Source organism: Hwanghaeella sp. (assembly GCF_965227365.1).
Lineage (GTDB): Bacteria > Pseudomonadota > Alphaproteobacteria > UBA8366 > Aestuariispiraceae > Hwanghaeella.
This window is the reverse complement of record NZ_OZ245754.1, coordinates 4,490,846-4,513,188: the sequence shown is the minus strand read 5'-3', so window position 1 is coordinate 4,513,188 and position 22,343 is coordinate 4,490,846. Positions and strand designations below refer to the sequence as shown.

At 63.7% G+C, this 22,343-nt stretch carries 17 protein-coding genes and 1 riboswitch; of the genes, 9 read left to right on the top strand and 8 right to left on the bottom strand.

Annotated elements, in window-relative coordinates; genetic code table 11:
• The first annotated feature begins 185 nt into the window (after positions 1-185).
• From fabB to ACQK2G_RS20565, 6 genes are all read left to right on the top strand, one after another.
• Positions 186-1,427, top strand: a complete 1,242-nt coding sequence (gene fabB, locus ACQK2G_RS20590) for a beta-ketoacyl-ACP synthase I (RefSeq protein WP_425406911.1) — start codon at positions 186-188, stop codon at positions 1,425-1,427.
• A gap of 45 nt (positions 1,428-1,472) precedes the next feature.
• Positions 1,473-2,270, top strand: a complete 798-nt coding sequence (locus tag ACQK2G_RS20585; RefSeq protein WP_425406910.1) for an enoyl-ACP reductase FabI — start codon at positions 1,473-1,475, stop codon at positions 2,268-2,270.
• 31 nt (positions 2,271-2,301) lie between these two features.
• Positions 2,302-6,039, top strand: a complete 3,738-nt coding sequence (cobN, locus tag ACQK2G_RS20580) for a cobaltochelatase subunit CobN (protein ID WP_425406909.1) — start codon at positions 2,302-2,304, stop codon at positions 6,037-6,039.
• A 150-nt stretch (positions 6,040-6,189) separates the two neighbouring features.
• Positions 6,190-6,813: a cob(I)yrinic acid a,c-diamide adenosyltransferase gene (cobO, locus tag ACQK2G_RS20575; RefSeq protein ID WP_425406908.1), complete on the top strand. Its 624-nt coding sequence runs from the start codon at positions 6,190-6,192 to the stop codon at positions 6,811-6,813.
• A gap of 103 nt (positions 6,814-6,916) precedes the next feature.
• The gene (locus tag ACQK2G_RS20570) at positions 6,917-7,645 is read left to right on the top strand and encodes a lipid-binding SYLF domain-containing protein (RefSeq protein WP_425406907.1); all 729 of its coding nucleotides are present in this window, start codon (positions 6,917-6,919) and stop codon (positions 7,643-7,645) included.
• A 40-nt stretch (positions 7,646-7,685) separates the two neighbouring features.
• Positions 7,686-9,176, top strand: a complete 1,491-nt coding sequence (locus tag ACQK2G_RS20565; RefSeq protein ID WP_425406906.1) for a cobyric acid synthase — start codon at positions 7,686-7,688, stop codon at positions 9,174-9,176.
• Between the two features lie 21 nt (positions 9,177-9,197).
• On the opposite strand, the gene cbiB is transcribed toward ACQK2G_RS20565, so the two are convergent.
• The 3 genes from cbiB to ACQK2G_RS20550 form a co-directional block, all read right to left on the bottom strand.
• On the bottom strand, positions 9,198-10,241 hold the full coding sequence (cbiB, locus tag ACQK2G_RS20560) for an adenosylcobinamide-phosphate synthase CbiB (RefSeq protein WP_425406905.1): 1,044 nt from the start codon (positions 10,239-10,241) through the stop codon (positions 9,198-9,200).
• A gap of 25 nt (positions 10,242-10,266) precedes the next feature.
• Positions 10,267-11,538, bottom strand: coding sequence for a hypothetical protein (locus tag ACQK2G_RS20555; RefSeq protein ID WP_425406904.1), 1,272 nt, complete (start codon positions 11,536-11,538; stop codon positions 10,267-10,269).
• Between the two features lie 106 nt (positions 11,539-11,644).
• On the bottom strand, positions 11,645-12,367 hold the full coding sequence (locus ACQK2G_RS20550) for a transglutaminase-like cysteine peptidase (protein ID WP_425406903.1): 723 nt from the start codon (positions 12,365-12,367) through the stop codon (positions 11,645-11,647).
• 181 nt (positions 12,368-12,548) lie between these two features.
• On the opposite strand from ACQK2G_RS20550, the gene ACQK2G_RS20545 reads away from it, so the two are divergent.
• Positions 12,549-14,669, top strand: coding sequence for an HD domain-containing phosphohydrolase (locus tag ACQK2G_RS20545; protein ID WP_425406902.1), 2,121 nt, complete (start codon positions 12,549-12,551; stop codon positions 14,667-14,669).
• 80 nt (positions 14,670-14,749) lie between these two features.
• On the top strand, positions 14,750-16,252 hold the full coding sequence (gene rfaE1, locus ACQK2G_RS20540; RefSeq protein ID WP_425406901.1) for a D-glycero-beta-D-manno-heptose-7-phosphate kinase: 1,503 nt from the start codon (positions 14,750-14,752) through the stop codon (positions 16,250-16,252).
• Positions 16,253-16,274: 22 nt separating this feature from the next.
• On the opposite strand, the gene ACQK2G_RS20535 is transcribed toward rfaE1, so the two are convergent.
• On the bottom strand, positions 16,275-16,760 hold the full coding sequence (locus tag ACQK2G_RS20535) for an MmcB family DNA repair protein (RefSeq protein WP_425406900.1): 486 nt from the start codon (positions 16,758-16,760) through the stop codon (positions 16,275-16,277).
• Between the two features lie 159 nt (positions 16,761-16,919).
• Between ACQK2G_RS20535 and ACQK2G_RS20530 the strand changes: the two genes are divergently transcribed.
• A complete protein-coding gene (locus ACQK2G_RS20530; protein ID WP_425406899.1) occupies positions 16,920-17,780 on the top strand; it encodes a hypothetical protein in 861 nt (286 codons plus the stop codon).
• A gap of 99 nt (positions 17,781-17,879) precedes the next feature.
• On the opposite strand, the gene ACQK2G_RS20525 is transcribed toward ACQK2G_RS20530, so the two are convergent.
• The 4 genes from ACQK2G_RS20525 to ACQK2G_RS20510 form a co-directional block, all read right to left on the bottom strand.
• Positions 17,880-19,103: a threonine synthase gene (locus tag ACQK2G_RS20525; protein WP_425406898.1), complete on the bottom strand. Its 1,224-nt coding sequence runs from the start codon at positions 19,101-19,103 to the stop codon at positions 17,880-17,882.
• 211 nt (positions 19,104-19,314) lie between these two features.
• Positions 19,315-19,794 carry a hypothetical protein gene (locus ACQK2G_RS20520; RefSeq protein WP_425406897.1) on the bottom strand — a complete coding sequence of 160 codons (480 nt, stop codon included), beginning with the start codon at positions 19,792-19,794 and terminating at the stop codon, positions 19,315-19,317.
• A gap of 140 nt (positions 19,795-19,934) precedes the next feature.
• Entirely contained in the window at positions 19,935-20,489 is a 555-nt protein-coding gene (locus tag ACQK2G_RS20515; protein WP_425406896.1) for a hypothetical protein, read from the bottom strand.
• Positions 20,470-20,575, bottom strand: a riboswitch (cyclic di-GMP riboswitch). It overlaps the preceding gene by 20 nt.
• Before the next feature lie 87 nt (positions 20,576-20,662).
• On the bottom strand, positions 20,663-22,288 hold the full coding sequence (locus ACQK2G_RS20510; protein WP_425406895.1) for a tetratricopeptide repeat protein: 1,626 nt from the start codon (positions 22,286-22,288) through the stop codon (positions 20,663-20,665).
• Positions 22,289-22,343: the final 55 nt, after the last annotated feature.

The window sequence follows — 22,343 nt, the reverse complement described above, 5'->3', positions numbered from 1 at the left end:
GCGCTTGACGGGTTGGAAACAGGCGTTCAAAACACCAACTAGCACGTATGGTTACGGCGGGGCCGGCGACGCCCCGCATCTTGCGTCGCTTCCGGCCCTGACCTTTGGACGGAAACGGGTGCGGAAATCATAATCCGGGAGGCCGTCGCCGAAAGGCCGTCTCGATAGGCCGGTTGGGAGTAGACATGAACGGACCCAGCATGAACGGACGCCGGCGCGTCGTTGTTACCGGGATGGGAATCGTCTCGTCGCTTGGGAATAACCAAGCCGAAGTCCTGGACTCGCTCAAGGAAGGGCGGTCGGGCATCAAGTTCGTCGAAGAATACAAGGAACGCGGTTTCCGCAGCCACATCCATGGCGATATCGATATCGACCTGGACGCGCATATCGACCGCAAGGTCCGGCGCTTCATGGGCGACGGTGCGGCCTACAACTATGTGGCCATGCAGCAGGCGATCGAAGATTCGGGCCTGACGGAGAAGGAAATCAGCAACGAGCGCACCGGCCTGATCATGGGCTCGGGCGGTCCGTCGACACGCGATCTGGTCGAATCGGCCGATATCGCGCGGGAAAAGGGCGTGAAGCGCATCGGCCCGTATCGGGTGCCGCGTTCCATGTCCAGCACCAACTCCGCCACCCTGGCGACGCCCTATCACATCAAGGGTGTGAACTATTCGATCAGTTCCGCCTGTTCGACCAGCGCGCATTGCATCGGCAATGCCAGCGAACTGATCCAATGGGGCAAGCAGGATATCGTCTTCGCCGGCGGCGGTGAGGAGTTGAACTGGACCCTGACCGTCCTGTTCGACGCGATGGGCGCGCTGTCCTCGAAATACAATGACGATCCGGGCCGCGCGAGCCGTCCGTTCGACCAGGACCGTGACGGTTTCGTGATCTCCGGCGGCGGCGGTGTCGTCGTGCTGGAGGAGTTGGAACACGCCAAGGCCCGCGGCGCGAAGATCTACGGCGAACTGGTCGGCTATGGCGCGACCTCCGACGGGTTCGACATGGTCGCCCCGTCCGGCGAAGGCGGCGTGCGCTGCATGAAAATGGCGCTGGACGGCCTGAACGACCCGATCAGTTACATCAATGCCCATGGCACCTCGACGCCCGTCGGCGACATGGCCGAGTTGAACGGCATCCGCGAAGTCTTCGGGGATAACATGCCGCGCATTTCGTCCACCAAATCGCTGGCCGGCCACTCCCAGGGCGCGACCGGCGTGCATGAGGTGATTTATTCCCTGATCATGCTCAACCACGATTTCATTGCGGCCTCCGCGAATGTCGAAAACCTGGACGAAGAGGCTGCCGGTGTCCCGGTCGTCACGGAACGGATCGACAATGCGGGGCTGGATTGCGTGCTGTCCAACAGTTTCGGGTTTGGCGGCACCAATGCCTGCCTTGTATTCCGGCGGTATGATTCCTGATCTACGCCCGTCCTTCCTTTCGCGACTTTCCGAGGTAACCGAAAAATGGGGTCCAGTACGACTCAACTGATGAAAGGTAAGCGGGGCCTAGTCATGGGCGTCGCCAACGATCACTCGATTGCCTGGGGAATCGCGTCGGCGCTGGCCAAGCACGGCGCCGAACTCGCCTTTACCTATCAGGGCGAGGCCTTCGGGAAACGGGTTGCGCCGCTTGCCGCCCAGCTGGGTTCAAAGCTCTGCGTCTCCTGCGATGTCAGCGAGGAAGGTTCCGTCGCCGCCGCGTTCGATAAACTCGGCAACGAATGGGATTCGCTGGATTTCGTCGTCCATGCGATCGCCTATTCCGACAAGAACGAGCTGAAGGGCCGTTATGTCGATACCAGCCGGGCCAATTTCGGCCGCACCATGGAAATCTCCTGCTATTCCTTCACCGAGGTCGCGCGCTGCGCCGAACCCTTGATGAAGAACGGCGGCAGTCTGCTGACGCTCAGCTATTCCGGCGCGGAACGGGTGATGCCTTCCTACAATGTCATGGGGGTTGCCAAGGCGGCGCTCGAGGCAAGCGTCCGGTATCTTTCGAACGATCTGGGCAAGGCCGGCATCCGGGTGAACGCGATTTCCGCCGGTCCGATGCGGACGCTGGCGGGCTCCGCCATCGCCGGGGCGCGCTTCGTCTACAATTGGCAGGGCGAGAATTCGCCGCTGCGCCGGAACATCACGTTGGACGATGTCGGCGGATCGGCGCTCTACCTGCTGTCGGATCTGTCCGCCGGCGTCACCGGCGTGGTCCATCATGTCGATAGCGGCTATCACGTCATCGGCATGGCCGCCCCGCCCCGCTAAAACTTTCCGATAACCCTGGAAGCGGTTCGTCATGCACCTCCTGGCAGCGCAACCGGGCGGTATTGACGACGGGTCCGAGGCGATCGACCTCGGCCAGACGCCCGGTGATATCGTCGTCATCACCGCGGCCGACACGGAAATCGCCTGTCTTGCGACGGCCCAGGCGCGCCGTCTGGCGGATGGCGACGCCCCCAGCCTGCGCTGCGCCAACCTCATGCATCTCGGCCATAACTATTCGGTCGATCTCTATGTCGAGGAGATCGTCGCCAAGGCCCGTTTCGTCCTGTGCCGGTTGCTGGGTGGACGATCCTATTGGCCCTATGGCGTGGACGAGGTCGCCGCCACCTGCCGGGCCGCAGGCATTCCGGTTGTCTTCCTGCCGGGGGACGACAAGCCGGACCCGGAATTGCGCGACCTTTCCCCAATTTCTGACGAATTATATACCAACTTATGGGAATATTTCGTCCAGGGCGGAATCGATAATGCGGAAGGCGCGTTGATCGCCATTGCGGCGGAACTCGGCCATGACGTGGCGCCGCCCGACCCGGCCCCGTTGCTGAAGGCGGGGCTCTATTGGCCGGGCGCCTCGACCCCCTCCTTGACGGATTCGCCCTGGGCCGATATCGGCACCCGCCCGGTCGTGGCCATCACCTTTTATCGGGCCTTGTTTCAGGCCGGAAACCTCGGCGCCATCGATACCCTGATCGCGGCGTTGCAGGCACAGGGCATCGTGCCGCTACCGGTCTTTGCCACCAGCCTGAAGGATCCGGTTTCCGTTGCCACGCTGGAGGAGCTGTTCGGCGCGGCGAAACCGGATGTGATCCTGAACGGTATGGGATTCGCCGTCGGCAAACCCGGTGCGCTGAACGAGGGAACTGTCCTCGACGCCGCCGACTGCCCGGTCTTGCAGGTGGTTTTCTCCGGCAGCAATCTGGCGTCCTGGCAGGACGGAACCAAGGGCCTTTCGCCGCGCGACATCGCCATGAATGTCGCCCTGCCGGAAGTGGACGGACGAGTCCTAACCCGCGCCGTTTCCTTCAAGGGATCCAGCCGTCGCGATCCGAATGTGGAAGCTGATATCGTCGGCTACGAACCGGTGGCGGACCGTTGCGGTTTCGTTGCCGAACTGGCGGCAAACTGGGCTAGGCTCCGCCGCAGCGCGGCCAAGGACAGACGGGTCGGTATCGTGCTGGCAAACTATCCGAACCGCGACGGCAGGCTGGGCAACGGTGTCGGCCTCGATACGCCGGCGGGAACGTTGACCATCCTGAACGCCTTGGCGGAGGCGGGATACACGGTCTCGCATCACTTCGAGACCGGCGACCACCTGATCGATCACCTCGCCGCCGGTCCGACCAATGCGGCGGTGGAGGGCCGGGTGGTCCGCGAAACTATTTCGCGCGCCGACTACGATGCCTTTTTCGCGACGCTGCCGACGGACCTGCAGGAAGGGATTGTCGAACGCTGGGGGAAGCCCGACGGTGATCCGTTTTTCCGGCGCGCCGAGGATGATTTCGCCCTTCCAATATTCACACTGGGGAATGTAGCGGTCGGCCTTCAGCCGGCCCGCGGTTACAACATCGATCCGGTGCAGAGTTATCACGATCCGGCCCTGCTGCCGCCGCACGGCTACCTCGCCTTCTATGCCTGGATGCGCCGATCCTTCGGGGCGCAGGCGATCCTGCATATGGGCAAGCACGGCACGATGGAATGGCTGCCGGGAAAATCGATTGCGCTGTCGCAATCCTGCCTGCCGGAAGCGGTCTTCGGTCCGATGCCGCATCTCTATCCCTTCATCGTGAATGATCCGGGCGAGGGCACACAAGCCAAGCGCCGGGCCCAAGCGGTGATCGTCGATCACCTGACCCCGCCGCTGACACGGGCGGAAAGCTATGGCCCCCTGCGCGACCTGGAACTGCTGGTCGACGAATATTACGACGCCGCCCAGGGCGATCCCCGCCGGGTGAAGGTCCTGCGTCAGGAGATCCTGGACCTGACCCGGTCCGCGGGTCTCGACAAGGATATCGGCATCGCGCCCGATGCCGCGCCGGACGATGCGCTGGCCGCGCTCGACAATCATCTGTGCGAATTGAAGGAGATGCAGATCCGCGACGGTCTGCACATTTTCGGGCGCAGCCCGGAAGGCGCGTTGCGCGACGGGTTGTTGATGGCGCTGGTCCGTGCGCCGCGCGGCACCGGGGAGGGGGACCGATCCCTGTTGCGCGCCATGGCGCAGGATCTTTCCCTCGACCCCGAATTCGATCCCCTCGACTGTGTAATGGGGGAAGCCTGGTCGGGCGACCGGCCCGACCTGCTCGCGGATGTCGACGATGCCGTCTGGCGAACCAAGGGCGACACGGTGGAACGGCTGGAACTGCTGGGACTGGATCTGATCGCCGGAAGGGCGTCCGCCCCCGGCCCCGCCTCGCAGATTGTGTTGGAAACCCTGACCGCATGGTTGAAGCCGGCGGTGGAGGCCTGCGGTCCGGCGGAAATCGCGGGGGTTATTGCCGGGCTGGACGGGCGTTTCGTGCCGCCCGGCCCGTCCGGCGCGCCGTCGCGCGGGCGACCGGAAGTCCTGCCCACGGGCCGCAACTTCTATTCCGTCGACACGCGCATGGTGCCGACGCCGGCGGCGTGGTCGCTGGGGTGGAAATCGGCCCAGATGCTGGTCGAACGCTATGCCCAGGACCACGGCGACTATCCGCGGCAGATGGCGATCAGCGCCTGGGGCACGGCCAATATGCGGACCGGCGGCGACGACGTTGCCCAGGCGCTTGCCCTGATGGGTGTGCGGCCGACCTGGGACGATAGTTCCCGCCGTGTCACCGGGTTCGAGATCCTGCCCGCCGACCTGCTCGACCGGCCGCGCGTCGATGTCACTTTCCGCATTTCCGGTTTCTTCCGCGATGCCTTCCCCGGCCTGATCGACCTGATTGACTCCGCCGCCCGTGCCGTCGCCGCGCTGGACGAGGCGGAGGCGGTGAACCCCCTGGCCGCGCATGTCCGGCAGGAGACGGCGGCGCTGATCGAAGAGCAGGGGATGACGGTCGAGGATGCCGTGCGCCGTTCCGGCGCCCGTGTCTTCGGGTCCAGGCCCGGTGCTTATGGCGCGGGGCTGCAGGCCTTGATCGACGAGAAGATCTGGAAGGACGAAGGCGATCTGGCCGACGCCTATCTGACCTGGGGTGGTTACGCCTATGGCGCGGGACAGGAGGGCGAGGCCGACCGCGAGGGGTTCTCCAAGCGGCTGACCAAGGTTCAGGCCGTCGTCCAGAACCAGGATAACCGGGAACACGATCTGCTCGATTCCGATGACTATTATCAGTTCGAGGGCGGCATGACCGCCGCGGTCCGTCACCTCAGCGGCGATCAGCCGGCGGTCTATCACAATGACCATTCACGCCCCGAAAGCCCAAGAATCCGGACCCTCAAGGAAGAGATCGGCCGGGTCGTCCGCGCCCGGGTGGTGAACCCGAAATGGATCGCCGGTGTCATGCGCCACGGCTACAAGGGCGCCTTCGAGATGGCGGCGACGGTCGACTACCTCTTCGCCTTTTCCGCGACCGCGCGCGCCGTGGAGGACCATCATTTCGATCTGGTCTTCGATGCCTATCTGGATGATGCGGAGGTCAGGAATTTCCTGGCGGACCACAATCCGGCCGCCCTGAAGGAAATGGCCGAACGTCTGCTGGAAGCGCAGGATCGCGGATTGTGGAAACCCCGCCGCAACAGCACGCGGGACGCGCTGCAACGTCTTTCCGCCTGACGCGTTTCTGATATGCGGCCCGGCAATGCCTTTTTCGGGCGATGCCTTTTTTCAGCCATACTATGCCGCCATAGTGAGGTGCCAAACGGTGCGAATCCGGGCAATAGAGTGGCACATCACTGTACGGGACGTGTGGGAAGGAATGCCGGCATGAAAACCGAAGGCATGACCGAAGAGGAAATCAACAAGCGCCACGCCGAAAAAATGGCGAAGAAGAAGGCGGCACGCGACAAGATGATCGCCACCAAGACCGAGGAAAAGGGCCTGTTGATGGTCCATACCGGTAAGGGCAAGGGCAAGACGACCGCCGCCATGGGGCTCGCCGCCCGCGCGGTCGGCAACGGTATGAAAATCTGCATCGTCCAATTCGTGAAAGGCGTGTGGAATACCGGCGAACGGGTCGTGCTGGAGAAATTTCCCGACCAGGTGGTGATGAAGGCGATGGGCGAAGGCTTTACCTGGGACACCCAGGACCGGCAGCGCGATATCGCCGCGGCCGAAGCCGCCTGGGCCTATGCCAAGGAAGCGATCGCCAATCCGGATTACCAGATGGTCATCCTGGACGAGCTTAACATCGTGCTGCGCTATGACTATCTGCCGCTGGACGATGTGATCGAGACCTTGAAGAACAAGCCGCACGACAAACATGTGGTCGTCACCGGCAGAAACGCGAAGGAAGAACTGATCGAGATCGCGGATATGGTGACCGAAATGGAAATGGTGAAGCATCATTTCCGCGGCGGGGTTAAGGCACAGGTCGGGATAGAATTCTAGGCGGGAATCAATGTTCATACCGACACGGTTCTCTCCGTCGTCGGTGGGGGTAACAGGCCCGGTTGGTCATTCCGGTCCGAGGCAAGGCAGAAGGAAATACGTGATGTTCGAACTTACCGGAGTGAAACGTGTTGCCGCCGCGACGGTCATGACGGCCGCGCTGGCATTCGGCATGGCCGCGCCCGTCTCGGCCGACGAGACTGCGGATAATCTGAAAACCGCGAACGAGATCGTCTCCAAGGCGGTCTTTACGGCGGAAAAGATGCGCAATCACAAGGATTTCGCCTCCTATGTGAAAGGCTACATGAAGAAGGCCAAGGGCGTGGTCCTCTTCCCGCAAATCTTGAAGGGCGGCTTTTTCGTCGGCGGTGAAGGTGGGTCCGGCGTGCTGCTGGCGAAGGCCGAGGACGGACGCTGGAGCTATCCGACCTTCGTCGGCATGGGCGCGGCATCCTTCGGATTGCAGATCGGCGCGCAAAGTTCCGAACTGATGCTGATCGTCCTGACCGGCAAGGGTTTGGAAGCGATCCTGGATGACAAGGTGAAGATCGGCGGAGAGATCAACGGCGCGGTCGGCCCCTACGGCGCCGGCGCCGAAGCTTCGACCACGGCGAACCTGAATGCCGATGTCATCGCCTATTCGATAAGCCAGGGCGCCTTCATCGGGGTCAGTATCGAAGGCGCGGCGGTCTTTCCGCGCGAAAGCCTGAACGCGGCCTTCTACGGCACCAATGACGCCAGCCCGAAATCGGTCGTGATCGACGGCAAGTTCGCGAATTCGGCGGCCGACCCGCTGCGTGAGGAACTGGCGAATTATCCCGCCGGCAAATGACCCGACGGATCCGACAGCCACAGAATAGACGGAAAGCGTGATGACGGTGCCGGGCCTTTCACTGATGTTGCAGGGCACCGGTTCCGATGTCGGGAAGTCCCTTCTGGTCGCGGGCCTCGCCCGGGCTTTGACCCGGCGCGGCCTGACCGTCCGCCCCTTCAAGCCGCAGAACATGTCGAACAATGCCGCCGTCACCGCGGAAGGCGGCGAGATCGGCCGCGCCCAGGCCTTGCAGGCGCGCGCCTGCGGGGTCCCGGCCAGTGTTCATATGAACCCTATCTTATTGAAACCGCAGACGGATATGGGCTCCCAGATCGTCGTTCAGGGTAAGGTCTTCGGCCAGGCCAAGGCGCGCGACTATTACGATCTGAAACCGAAACTTCTGCCCAAGGTGCTGGAGAGTTTCGACCTTCTGCGCCGGGAAGCGGATATCGTTCTGGTCGAAGGGGCCGGCAGCCCGGCGGAAGTGAACCTGCGCGCCGGCGACATCGCCAATATGGGCTTCGCGGAGGCCGCGGACGTGCCCGTCGTGCTGGTCGCGGATATCGACCGCGGCGGGGTTATCGCCAGTCTTGTCGGCACCCATGCCCTGCTGACCGAAGCGGAGAAAGCATGCCTTGCCGGCTATGTCGTGAACAAGTTTCGCGGCGACAAGTCGCTTTTCACTTCGGCGCTCGACATCATTTCCGACCGCACCGGCATGACCTGTCACGGTGTTCTGCCCTGGTTCGGCGAGGCGCATCTGCTGCCGGCCGAGGACGCAGTAGCCCTGGACACGCCCAGCGCGGACCGCAGGGCCGGGGACGGCAGCGATGCCGTCCGGCCGATCCGCATCGCCGTGCCGCGCCTGCCGCGGATCGCGAATTTCGACGACCTCGATCCCCTGCGCGCGGAGGCCGACGTCGAACTCGTCATGGTGCCGCCCGGCCGTCCCCTGCCGTTGGATGCCGATCTGATCTTGCTGCCGGGATCGAAGACAACGATTGGCGATCTGACTGCCTTTCGCAAGGAAGGCTGGGATGTCGATCTACAAGCGCATATCCGGCGCGGGGGCTGGGTCGTCGGCTTGTGCGCCGGTTATCAGATGTTGGGGAAAAGCCTGTCCGATCCGAAGGGCATCGAAGGACCGGCGGGCGATACGCCGGGGCTCGGCTGGCTCGACGTGGAAACCGAGATTTCCGGCGACAAGGCGTTGCGTGACGTGACGGCCGTCGAATGCACGACCGGTCAACAGGTCTCGGGTTACGAAATGCATATGGGCGTCACGTCCGGCCCCGGCCTCGCCGCGCCGATGGCGGATATCGGCGGGCGTCCGGACGGCGCGGTTGATTCCTCCGGCCGGGTGATGGGCTGCTACCTGCATGGTCTGTTTGCGGCGGACGGATTTCGGCACGCTTTCCTGAGCCGCTTGCGCGAAGGTCGTGCGCAGGGTGCCGCCTATGAGACGTCGGTGGAACAGGTGCTGGACCGGCTGGCGGATCATCTGGAGCGGCATCTCGACATCGAAGCCCTGCTCGCCGCGGCGCGTTGATTCGCGTCGAGGTCGGGCCGCTCAGCCTGCCAACGACAATATCGCCAGCGGCGCGATGAACAGCCACAGCAAGCCGCAGCCGATGACGAACAGCGCCAGGCCGCGGCGCACGTCGCCCGCTTCCAACCGCGCCTTGCCGTCGCCGATCCAGACCGATTCCGTTTTGGCTCCGCCGGGATAGAGGCGCGGCCCGCCTAGCGCCATGTCGAAGGCGCCCGCCATGGCCGCTTCTGGCCATCCCGCATTCGGACTGGCATGCTTGCCGGCATCCCGGATCATCACCTTCAGCGCGCGGGCCGGTTTGCCGCCGGGCGCGAAGGCCGCGCCGATGACGAAAAGCAGACCCGACAGCCGCGCCGGGATCCAGTTCACCGCGTCGTCCAACCGCGCGGCGGTCATGCCGAAGGAGAGATAGCGGTCGGTCTTGTAGCCGATCATCGAATCCATGGTGTTGATCGCCTTGTAGGCGAACAGACCCGGCAGGCCGAGCAGCAGGAACCAGAAGGCGGGCGCAACGACCGCGTCGGAAAAATTCTCGGCCAGGCTTTCCAGTGCCGAGCGGCCGACCCCGTGGCGGTCCAACTTGTCGGGGTCGCGGCTGACCAGATGGCGCAGATTGTCCCGCGCCTTCAACAGGTCGTTGCGTCCCAGCGCCTTGCCCACATCGGCGACCCGCCCGGCCAGGCTGCGCTGCGCCACCAATATGGCGACCAGCAGGACGTCGATCATCCAGCCGCTGGGGTGTTGCCGCGTCAGCATATGCACGCCCCATCCGGTCCCGGCCGCGACCAGGGTGACGAAAACGGTGACCACCGCGCCGCGGACGGTGCGGTTGATATCGCCGCGGCCTTCCCGGTTCAGCTTCTTGTCCAGAAAACCGATCAATTTGCCGATGATCACCACCGGGTGGGGCAGGAACCTGAACAGCCAGCGCATGTCCCCGATCACCCAGTCCAGCGCCAGCCCCATCAGCAGCAGAAGCGGCGTCGCCGCGGCAAGCCAAAGGGCATCGCCGCTGCTATTCCCCCAAAGCTGCAAAAAAGAAGAGAGGTCCAGCCCGTCCATCGGCGGTCTACCGTCGGCCGACGGCCTAGGACCGGGTCAGGCGGCCTTGGCCAACCGCCGGCCCCCAGGTTCGGTTGCCGCGCTGCAGAATCTGATCGACCTGACGGCCCTGGAACAGAGTGATGCCGAGCTTCATGCCGTTGCGGATCATGTTTTCGTTGTCGACGCGGCTCAGGATCACCCGTCCCTTGCCGACGCGCGCGACCTCCTCGCCGATTTCCTCCAGGCGCGGATCGTTGGCCTCGACGGAATCGAATACCGGTGCGCTGGCCAGTTTGATCAGGTCGACGCCCAATTGATGCCGGTCGACATAGAACAGGGTGTCCGGCGTGATGCCGTCCAGACAGACGCGATATCCTTTTTCCCGGGCAAAATCGCGGGCGAACAGAAAGTTGGAATAGTCGGCCAGGATATCGATCATCTGCAATTCCACGACCAGCGTGCCGCGGCTTCCCATCCGCAGGCTGGAGTCGAATTCCAGGAACTCCTGGGACAGCAGGGTATGGACGTTCAGATTCATGGATATCTGCGAATGCAGCGAGGTATCCTCGGCCCGCGCCAGCATTTTCAGGACCCGCCGGTCGAGCGTCTGGGTCAGATGCTGGAACAGCCAGCGGTTCGCCGCCAGGTCGACATCGGGCAGGACCGTCTTGGCCAGGTCGGCGACGGATACGAACAGCTCCCGGAACATCGGCTTGGGCGGGTCGTTCTTGTTCTTCCCGAAGGCACAGACGGCCTGCCGGCGCAGCACGGAAGACAGGTCTGCGCGCTCGAGCACCTCCTCCAACCGGCCCAACTGCTGCGGTGACAGCGGCCGGCGGGTATCCGTCGGCGCGTTTTCGCCCGATTGCGTGGCGATCTGCTGCAGACGCCGCTGGCGGATCTGCTCCTCATTGTAGAGGGTTTTACACAGGTCGAGAAAATTGTCGTACTGGCTTTCGATATTGTAGAGCGTTGCGAACCGGCCGTGCCCGGCCTCGTCCGGATCGGCGGAGGACAGGGGGTCCTCGCTGAACAGGTACCGCATCCGCATGACGATATCGTCCAGCTGCGCCAGGCGGACGCCCTTGCATACGAAGACGACGTCGGCGCTGCCGAGCGTGAAGATCTGCCCCTCATAGGCGCGGACGAAATCCTCGAGCGTATTGACGGCGATCCGCAGATGATGGTCGCGGCGGTTCTGCGGCTTCAGGCGCGACAGATGCAGATGGACGGCGCGCCGGTCTTCCCGGTGCCGTTCCAGCCGCTGGGCGAAATCCAGCAGCATATATTCCTGTCCGCTCGTATTTTCCTGCACGTCGCCACCCGGCACCGAATCCGTCTAGTCAATCGGTTGAATACACCAGATTCAGCGGAGGCGGCCAAGGGAATTGGGCGCTGTCGGTCCGTCGGCGGAAGGGTGCCTAACCCCGGTGCAGCCACCAGGCCTCTTCGTTGATCGAATAGATCGGCTTGTAGTGCTTCACCCGGTCGGCATTGATGACGCTCGAGATCTGGTTGTCCAGCATCAGGACCTCGCCGTCCAATTCCACCAACAGCACCGCGTGCGCCGTGCTCAGGTTCAGATCCTGCAGCACCAGCACCCGCATATTGGCCTTCGGAAAACCCAGATGGGCCAGCGACATGAATTTGGAGATCGCATAATCCTCGCAATCGCCGTTGCGCTGCATGAACTGCTTGGGCGTCGCCCAATAATCCTTCACGCCGTAGTTCACCGGGTCGATGACGTAGAGCCATTTGTTGAGATAGGCGTTGACCAGGTCCAGCTGTTCACGTTTCGGCTTGGTCAGGATCTGCTTCAGGAAAATCCGCCAACGCGCCAGATGGCATTGGTTGGTCGGCGTCACCTGGCAGACGTTCAACTCCTCCGGCTCTTCCCCGGAATAGCGTTTCAGCGTCTCCGTCCATTTCTGGAACTTGGCCAGTTTGGTGGACATGATTTCCTTGGTGCCGAAGACGCTCCATTTCGTCGTCGTACGCGCGGCCGCACCGGCGTCGCCGGAGATCGCCAGCATAAAGAGGACGGCCGCCGTCGCGACGACAAGGCCGAAGAGCCGGGACTGAAAACCCGGACCCCTGCAAACCCCGGCTTCCGCGCCCGGTTTCCGTCTGTGGTTCGTCTTCATGCTGCGCCATACCCCCATACTGCGCGATGTGCCCCAACGGGCACTAACCTCGGGACATAACCTAAGATATTTCATGATGACAGCCGTTAATGAAGTATGAAGATGTGTTGCAGTAGCGATTCGGCTAGGGTCAACTTGCGCGGACGGGCGCTGCATCAGACCGGAATTGGGGAGATTTTCCGTGAGCGATCAAACGGCGGATCGGGCGAATGCCGGCGATGACGGGGGCAAGTCCGCCCTTTTCAAGATGTCGGCCACCGGGCTTGCGATCCTGATTTTCGCCGTGGTCGGCGGTATTCTGGTCTATCAGTTCACCGAGGCCGAGCGTGAGCGGGAAATGCAGCGTTGGCAGGTCCGTCTCGGCATTATCGCCGACAGCCGTTTCGCGGATATCGACAATTGGATGGATTCCCAGGTCGACGAATTGCGCGGCCTGGCGGAGAACGAATCGCTTCAGCTCTACATGACCATCCTCTACGACGTCGAGGGCGGCGCCGACAGCGAGGCCTCGGCGGAGCTGGAATATCTCGGCAATCTGTTGACCGTGGTCGCGGACCGGACCGGTTTCACCGCCGCGGTCAGCGGCCCGGCGGTGTCGGCGAATGTGAACCGGGTCGGCTCGGCCGGGATCGCCATCGTCGACGAAGAGGGCAATATCGTCGTCGCCAGCCCCGGAACCCCGCCCGTTCAGGGCCAGATCCGCAATTTCATCGAGAATACGCCGAAGGGCGAGGCGGCCGTTTCCGACATGTTCATCGGGCCGGGCGGCAAGCCCAGCATGGCCTTTCTGGCGCCGGTCTTCGCCCTGCAGTCGGATGAAAGCGCCAGTTCGCAGATCGCCACCGTTATCGGTATCAAGCCGGTGACGGACGAACTTTTCCCCCTGCTGGAACAGCCGGGCAATGTGGACCAGACCGCCGAGGCGATGCTGGTGCGCCAGGCCGGCGCGACGGTGGAATACCTCTCCCCGCTGATGAACGGGTCCGAGCCGCTGAAACTGAAGCTCTCCACCGATACGCCCGATCTGGCCGCCGCCTGGGCGATCCGCACGCCCGGCGGTTTCGCCGTGAAGAAGGACTATGCCGGCGCCGAGGTCCTTGCCCTGTCGCGCGGCTTCACCCAGGTTCCCTGGACGCTGGTCTACAAGGTGGATACGTCCGAGGCGCTGGCGGAATCGGAAGATCGCCTGAACCAGATGGTGATCGCCTTTTCAGGCATTATCGTGCTGGTCCTGATCGGCGGCGTCGCGCTCTGGTATTACGGCACGTCACAGCGCGCGCAGCAGGCGGCCGACCGGTTCGAGCGCCTGGCCAGCCGGTTCGAGGCACAGCGCAATTTCATGCATGTGGTGACCGACAGCCAGCCCAACTCCATCGCCATCTATGACGAGGGCGGGCATTTCCGCTGGTTCAACGACATGGCGGTGAAACAGGCGCGGATCGAGCGCGCGGACCTGCTGAACAAGCATGTCACCGCGATCTTCGGCCCGATCCACGGCAAACGCATCGCCGGCTGGGTTCAGGAATGCGTCGAGACCAAGGAAAACCAGTCCCATACCCATGAAATGGATCTGGGCGAGGGCGAGCGGGTGTTCCGGTCCGATCTGATTCATCTTCCGCCCTCGGAAGATATGCCGAACGGCGCGCTGGTGGTCACCCAGGACATCACCGAAAGCGTCCGCGAGCGTGAAAAGCGCGAACAGGTCATGCAGCAGTTGGTGAACACGCTGGTTTCGGTCGTCGACCAACGCGATCCCTTCTCCGCCAACCACTCGGTGCGGGTCGGCGTCGTCGCCCGTGCCATCGCCTCGGAAATGGCGCAGGATCCGCTCTTCATCGAAACCGCCGGCACGGCGGGCAGTTTGATGAACCTCGGCAAGATCACCGTGCCGACGCATGTCCTGACCAAGGAAGGCAAGCTGACGGATGAGGAATTCAAGATGATCCGCGACAGCGTGATGGTCAGCGCGAATCTGGTCCGCAATGTCGATTTCGAAGGCCCGGTGGCCGATACGCTTGCCCAGATGCAGGAAAACTATGACGGTTCCGGCACGCCGGACGGGCTTAGCGGGGAGGATATCATCGTCACCTCGCGGATCGTCTCAGTGGCCAATGCCTTCGTCGGCATGGTCTCGGCCCGTGCCTGGCGCGACGGCATGCCTTTCGAGGCGGCGGTCGACCAGCTGCTGCAGGACGGCAACAAGAAGTTCGACCGGCGCGTCGTCGTGGCGCTCGCCAATCATCTTGACAACCATGGCGGCCGTGAAGCCTGGGCCGATTTCGGAACAAGGCCCAGCGCCTAGGCCCGTGATCGCCGTCCGGGGAGGAGATGTACCGGGCCGGGACGCTTGAACCCTGCCCGGCCTTGGAGTACGCAGCCCCTATGACACAGGATAAGACAGCGGCGGTTCCCGCCCCCGGTTCAGCATTGGGCGACGACCCGGTGCGCGCGATCGAAGGTTTGGCGCGTGCGACCGTGCTTGTCATCGGCGATGTCATGCTCGACCGGTTCGTGCACGGCGCCGTCGCGCGGATCAGCCCGGAAGCCCCGATCCCCGTCCTTTCGGTCAAGGGACACAGCACGGTGCCCGGCGGGGCCGGCAACGTGGTCTGCAATCTGGCGGCGGTCGGCGCGAAATCGGTGCTTGTCTCCGTCACCGGCAACGATCCCGCCGCCGACGAACTGGAAGACCTGCTCGGCAACAGGGCGGGCTTGACCCTGACGCTGATTCGCGACGGGTCGCGTCCGACGACGGTGAAGACGCGCTTCCTGGCCGGCGGCCAGCAGTTGCTGCGCGCGGATGAGGAAACCGACGGCGCGCTGGATGCCGAGGCGGAATCCGCCGTGATTGCCGCGATCGACATGGTACTGCCGCGGTGCGGGGCGATCGTATTGTCCGATTACGGCAAGGGCGTGTTGACCGATGGCGTCATCGCCGCGGTCATCGACCGGGCGAAAAAGGCTTCGGTACCGGTCCTGGTCGATCCGAAGGGGCGCGATTATCAACGGTATGCCGGGGCCAGTCTGTTGACGCCGAACCGGGCCGAACTCTCGCTCGCGACGGGTCTGCCGATGGCGACGGATTCGGAAGTGGAAACCGCCTGCGAAACAGCGATCCGGGATTTCGGCGTCACCGGGATCCTTGCGACCCGCAGCGAAAAGGGCATGACCTTGGCCGATGCGGATGGTGTGCTGCATATCCCGGCCCAGGCGCGTGAGGTCTTCGATGTGGTCGGCGCAGGCGATACGGTGATCGCGCTGATGGCCGCCGCGCTCGCGTCCGGTCTGGACCGCGCCAATGCCGCGCGGCTTGCCAATCTGGGCGGCGGCGTGGTGGTCGGCAAGACCGGCACCGCGGTGGCGCGCCCCGATGAACTTGTCGCCGCGGCCCATGGCGCGACCTGGCTGGAAGGGGAACGCAAGGTCCACACCCTGGCGGGCATGGTCGACCAGGTCGGACTATGGCGCCGTCAGGGAAAAACGGTCGGCTTCACGAACGGGTGTTTCGACCTGTTGCATCCGGGCCATGTGCATTTGCTGCAGCAGGCCCGCGAACAATGCGACCGGCTGGTCGTCGGCCTGAACAGCGATGAGTCGGTGGCCCGTCTGAAAGGACCCGAACGGCCGGTCCATAACGAGACAGCGCGGGCGACAGTGCTCGCCTCGCTCGCCAGCGTCGATGCGGTCGTCGTCTTCGGCGAGGACACGCCGCTGGACCTGATCCGCGCGGTGAAACCGGACGTTCTGGTGAAGGGCCAGGACTATACGGTGGAAACCGTCGTCGGGGCCGAAGACGTGCAATCCTGGGGCGGGCGCGTCTTCCTGGCCGGCCTGCTGGACGGGCATTCGACCACCGGCACGGTCAAGAAACTGCGCGGCGGCTGATCGTCGGCCCAAGAGGCCGGCCTCAGACGTCGCTCAGGAATTCCGTATTCGCGCTGCCGAGAACCTCGTCGGTGACGCCGGACAGACGGCCCGCCGCATGCCTAGCGAATCGCAGGGTCAGGGCCTTGCGGCGGCTGGCGTTCATATCGCCTTCCGCGGCCGGGTTCAGAATCGCCGCGCCATAGGCGTCGGCGCTGATCAGGCCTGCTTCCTCCGGCAGAATTTCCTGCGGAAAATTGACCGGCACGGCGAAGAAGAAGGCGTCGCAGAAGGGCAGGTATTCCTGCCATTTCCGGTCGTTCCTGAAATCGGCCACGCTCACCTTCACCTCGACGATGGTGAATTTCCCCTTGGAATCCAAGGAGATGACATCGACCCGCCTTCCGGTCTTCAGACGCAACTCGGTGATGCAGGCCTGGTCCATCTGGGTCAGTAGCCGGCACACGCCCCGCGTTACCAGTCGGGTTCGGTCCGCCGCGGCGATATCGTCCAATTCAATTCCGGTCATGAAAACTAAATACCCGATTCTCTTTACTGGAATGGTTTGTCGCATAGACTTGCGCCGCGGGGCCAGCGCGCCGATAAGGCGCCCGGGGCGGGACAGTTTAAAATCGTGATCCCAGTGAAGGGGGCCCGATGCATCGGGTTCCGGAAAGGCGGCACCAAAATGGTGAAAAAAATCGGCATAGCACTCGTTGTCCTGATCGTCCTGATCGGGGGCGGGGTCTATTACTTCTTGAGCAACCTCAACGAACTCGTGCGCAGTGCGGTCGAACAGGCCGGCACGCGGGCGACCGGCGTCAGCGTCTCCCTCGGCAAGGTGGATCTGGATATCGGCGGCAGCAAGGGCGCGCTCGGTGAATTGAACGTGGCGAACCCGTCGGGCTTCAATTCCGAATACGCGTTCAACCTGGGCGACATCAGCGTCTCGCTGGATCTCGACTCGTTGCAAGCCAATCCGATCGTGATCAAGGAAGTCGTCGTCACTTCGCCGAAAGTGATCTACGAACTGGGCGACGTCGGATCCAATATCGACGCCATTCAGCGCAATGTCGAAAACTTCACCAAACAGGTTTCAGGCGGATCCTCGGGCGGGTCGTCCTCCGCCGGCGAGTCCGAGGGCGAGGGCACGAAGGTCGTCATCAACGATCTCTACGTGCGCGGCGCGGAAGTCAGCGTCAGCGCGCCCTTCCTGAAGGGTGACAAGCTGGGTACCAAGGTGCCGGAGATCCACCTGAAGGATATCGGCAAGGAGTCAGGCGGCGCGACGCCGGGCGAAGTGGCCGGGAAGGTTCTCGACGCATTGACCGCCCGCGTTCAGGGCGCCGTCGCCAACCTGAACCTGGACGATCTGAAGAAAGCGGCCGGACAGGCCGTCGAGGAGGCGACCAAGGCGGTCGAGGGCGCGACCGGCGAAGCGACCAAGGTGCTGGAAGGCGCGGGCGGCTCGGCCGGCGAAGCCGCGGGCGGTGCCCTGAAAGGGGCGACCGACGGTGTGAAGAACCTGTTCGGCGGCAGCAGCGACTGATTTCGCACCGTCACCTCGAGGAATCGAAAACCGCACCTCCCGGAAGAGAGGTGCGGTTTTTCTTTGTTCCGACTTTGCGCCGAATGGGCGCAGACCGCCTTATTTGAACTGCGAATAGTCGATGGGCTTCGTCCGGTCGAGGGAGCGGTCGATACGCGGCATCGGGTATTTCAGCCCGGTGGCGCAGTTATACAGAACCGCGGTCTCGCCCTTGCCGACGCGGCCGTCGGCCAGGGACTGTTTATAGGCCGCATAGGTCGCCGCGCCTTCGGGGCAGAGCAGCACGCCCTCGCGCTTTGCCACTTCCTCCTGCGCCGCCTGGATCGCGTCGTCGTCGACGGCGATGGCGAAGCCGCCGCTTTCGCGCACGGCCCGCAGGATCAGGAAATCGCCGACGGCGATGGGCACGCGGATGCCGGCGGCCATGGTATGGGCGTTTTCCCACAAGGGCGCATGTTCCTCGCCCTCGTCATAGGCTTTCACTATCGGCGCGCAGCCGGTCGCCTGCACCGCTATCATCCGGGGCATCTTGCCGGTCAGCCAGCCGATCGCCTGCAATTCCGCGAAGGCTTTCCACATGCCGATCAGGCCGGTGCCGCCGCCGGTCGGATAGAAGATCGTGTCCGGCAGGGTCCAGCCCATCTGCTCGGCCAGTTCGATCCCCATCGTTTTTTTGCCTTCGATGCGGTACGGCTCCTTCAAGGTGCTGACGTCGAACCAGCCGACGCTTTCCTTGCCCTCGCCGACGATCTTGCCGCAATCGTTGATCAGCCCGTTGACGCGATAGACGGTCGCGCCCTGCAGTTCGATCTCGGAGACGTTCACTTCCGGCGTATCGGCCGGGCAGAAGATGGTCGTCTTCATGCCGGCGTGGCTGGCATAGGCAGCCATGGCGGCACCTGCATTGCCGTTGGTCGGCATCGCCAGATGGGTCAGGCCCAGTTCCTTCGCCATGGAAACGGCCAGCGCCAGGCCGCGCGCCTTGAACGATCCGGTCGGCAGGCGCCCTTCGTCCTTGACGATGATCGTGCCGCCCAGTTCCGCCGACAGTTTCGGCAGGTCGATCAGCGGCGTCATCACTTCGCCCAGCGCGACCGCGTTTTCGGATTTCCGCACCGGCAGGAATTCCCGGTACCGCCAGAAACCGCCTTCCAGGCGCGTCGCCAGTTCCTCTTTCGAGATCGCCTTGCCCAGCGCATCCAGGTCATAGCGGACAAGCAGCGGGCGACCCGCTTCCGACAGGCCGTGAATGGTGTCTGCCGGATAGGTCTTGCCGGTCATCGAGCATTCGAGATGGGTGACGAATGTCGGATATTCGCGCATGCGGGCACTTCCTTCGTGATGTTCTGGTTGGCGAATGGGTTTAACCCTATCGGGGGACCAAACCCTAAAGGAAGCAGGCCGGGGCCGACAAGCACCGGCTTTCCCGCGAAGGGGACAAGGTCTCGTGCCGGAATCGGCTGGTCGGGCAGTTGCCCGGCGGGTTCGGCAGAAGGGTTGGGAAGGTGGATTGGGTGGACGCTGGGGCGATGGGTCAGGCGGCGAGTTTTCCGCGCCGGCAGGTGGCTGGGATCTTCTTGGTTACTTTCTGAACGGGAAAGTTTCCGTCGACGATTTCAATTCTCGGTGCGCCGTGCAAACCGATGGCCTCGCTCAAATCGCCGGCCAGTGAATCGGTGCCGCCGTTCAATGTGGGCCGTCCGTCATTCGGGTCGGCGACCCGCACCGCCGAGGCAAACCGCTGCAGGCGGTCGCGCACGATCGGCATGTATTTGCAGAACCGGGTCGCTTCCTCCTTGTTTCGGATTCTGATCAACGCGATCACGTGATGGCGATCGCCATCCGTGCCGATCAGCGTGAAGGGCGGGGTCGCGACCCATTGCCGTTCGGCCGCGGACCCGGGCGTTCCGCTGAATTCAAGCCGTCGCTCGACCTTGCTCGCAACGTAAAGCCCGCCGACGATCGACACCGACAGGGTCACGCAGGAAGCGGCAAAGATCGTCGTGAAATTCACGGTCGCTCCAAACTCGTTCGGCGGGCTTTGCCCGCGGTTCCCTCTCAAGGCCGGGTTCCCGTGTCGGTCCCGGTTCCGGCTCATCCTTCTGGCCGGTATCCGACCCGAAGATCTCCCTGGCCATCGGATACGGTCTTTCCTCAGAAGAAGACCGTCGCTTTCCGTCGGTCCAGGGTCTTGCCGTCGCAAACGACGGACTCGCCCCCGGTCAGTACCGTACCCGGTTCCACCGTGGCGTCGACGAAATCCACCGTCATCGGCCCCCCGGTTTCCAGCACGCTCGCCAACTCGTTTTTGAGCCGGCGTTTCTCAATCGACAAAGTCGGCGTGACCTGGCTGGCGAAACGCCGGTTCACACCGGCGACCACGGTCTGAATGCGGTCGCGAAGGACGGGCATCCACCTGCACAGACGGGTCGCCTCGGTCCTGTTTTCTACCTTCAACGCGGCGACGAAGACCCGGTTGTCGCCGGCGGAATCCAGTATCGAAAAGGCCGGCGTCGTCAGCCACACCATCCCGCTGCCCCGCTCGACACCGCGGCTTTTGGCGGCCAGTCGAACCTCGTGGTTACGGGCGGCGTCTTTCGATACGTAGATCAGTGCCCCCGGCGCGGATAGCGACAGGGAGAGAAGAATCAATCCGATAAAGGTCGTACGGCGCATCATGGCGGCTCCATTCGGCAGTCCCGCTACCATGACGCCGCCACCCGTTGCCGGATAACAGCCGCTTTAGGCCGGAAACTTTGCGTCCCACCGTTTCCGGTGGTTTGCCACTTCGTGGGCTGCCCGATGCGGGCAGACCTCTTCACAACGAAGACTGAAACAGACGACTGGGAAGCGCTGTGACGGTCGTCACAGCGGATTGAATTTTATGAAAGCCGATCTTTCGTGGCGGACTGCAAGGCGGCGCGGATCCGATCGACCGGGCCGGACCAGTCGCTGCGAACCGTCTGCCGGAACAGCCGCATGCATGGATACCAGGGCATTGCCTCCCCCGCCGTGCCCCAACGCCATTCAGGCACTTTCTTCAGCAGGACCCAGGTCCGCGCACCGATGGCACCGGCCAGATGGGCCGGCCCGGTATCGCTGGTGACGACAATGTCCAGGCAATGCATGACGGCGGCTGTGTCGACGAAGGCATCGTCGCCCAGATCCAGCTTTTCGCCTAGATCCGTGACATTGGCCGCTTGCGCGGCGTCCGCCATGCCGTCGCGGCCATGTTGTTTCTGCAGCAGGAAGAAATGGATATCGGGCAGGTTGAGCAATTCCCGCAAGGCATCGAAGGGCAGGGATCTCCCGCGTTCGGACTGGGAAGACGGATCCCCTTGCCAGTTCAGGCCGACCGAGAGCTTGCCGCCGCTCGCAGCCGCCAGCTTTTCCCGCCATTGGCCGACCAGGGCGTCCTCGGCCTGCAGGTAGGCGGGCGGCGCCGGGATGTCGGTGAGGGAGAGGCCCAATCGGAAGGGCAGGCTCATCAGCGGGCAGTGAAAATCGTAATCGGCGCCGGGCGGCACAGCGTCGACACAGGAAATGTCCCGGGACAGGGTCGAGATCAGGCGGCGCAGCCGGGGCCGGACCAGCAAGGTCACCGCGGCGCCCCTGTCGCGCAGGGTAAGCGCGAAGCGGCAGAATTGGATGGTGTCGCCCAGGCCCTGCTCGTCATGCAGCAGAATGGATCTCCCGGCGATCTCCTCCCCCTGCCAGGGGGCGGCGTCGAAGACCGGCATTTCCATGCCGGGGCGTTTCCAGCGCCATTCATATTCCCGGAACCCGTTCACGTAATCGCCCTGCAGCAACATATTCTGGGCCTGAGCAAACCGCAGGACGGGATCGTCCGGGCGGGCGGCGAGCAGGCGGTCGAACCTCGTCCGGCTGGCCGGGAACAGGCCCAGATCCCGTTCCACCAGCGCCAGGGTCAATTCCAGGTTCTGATTGCCGGGGCTGATCTGCAGGGATCGGGTATAGGCGGCATAGGCCGTATCGATATCGTCCGCCGCCGCGCTTGCATGGCCGAGCCAGCCGAGCACGTCCGCGTCGTTCGGCGATTGCGCCGCAAGCGTCCGGTAGACGTCGCGCGCCTCCGCCGGACGGCCGGCCTTCATCAGGCTGAGGCCCAGATTGCGCGCCGCCGCGCTCTGCCCCGGGTCGATCTCCACCGCCTTGTACAGGGCTTCTATCGCTTCGTCCGACCGGTCCGATGTCGCCAGCATCAACCCCAGCGAGGCCCAGGCCCCGGCGTCGTCGGGCCGGATTTCCGCGGCCTTGCGGAAGGCATCCGCCGCGCCCGGACCGTTGCCCGCATGGTGCCGCACCGCGCCGAGGCATTTCCAAAGATCCGGATGGTCCCCCAGGCGGTCGATGGCGGATCGGCACACAGCTTCGCCTTCGGCGAACCGGCTCTCTCCGACCAGGGCGGTCGCCTGCCGGATTGCCGTCTCCACCGACTCCGTTATGCTTTCCTGGTGATCGGCGGGGTTGTTGGCGTCGTCTGACATCACTGACTTAACACGGTTCTTCGATGGCCGGCTTATCGCTTGCGGAGGTTCAACC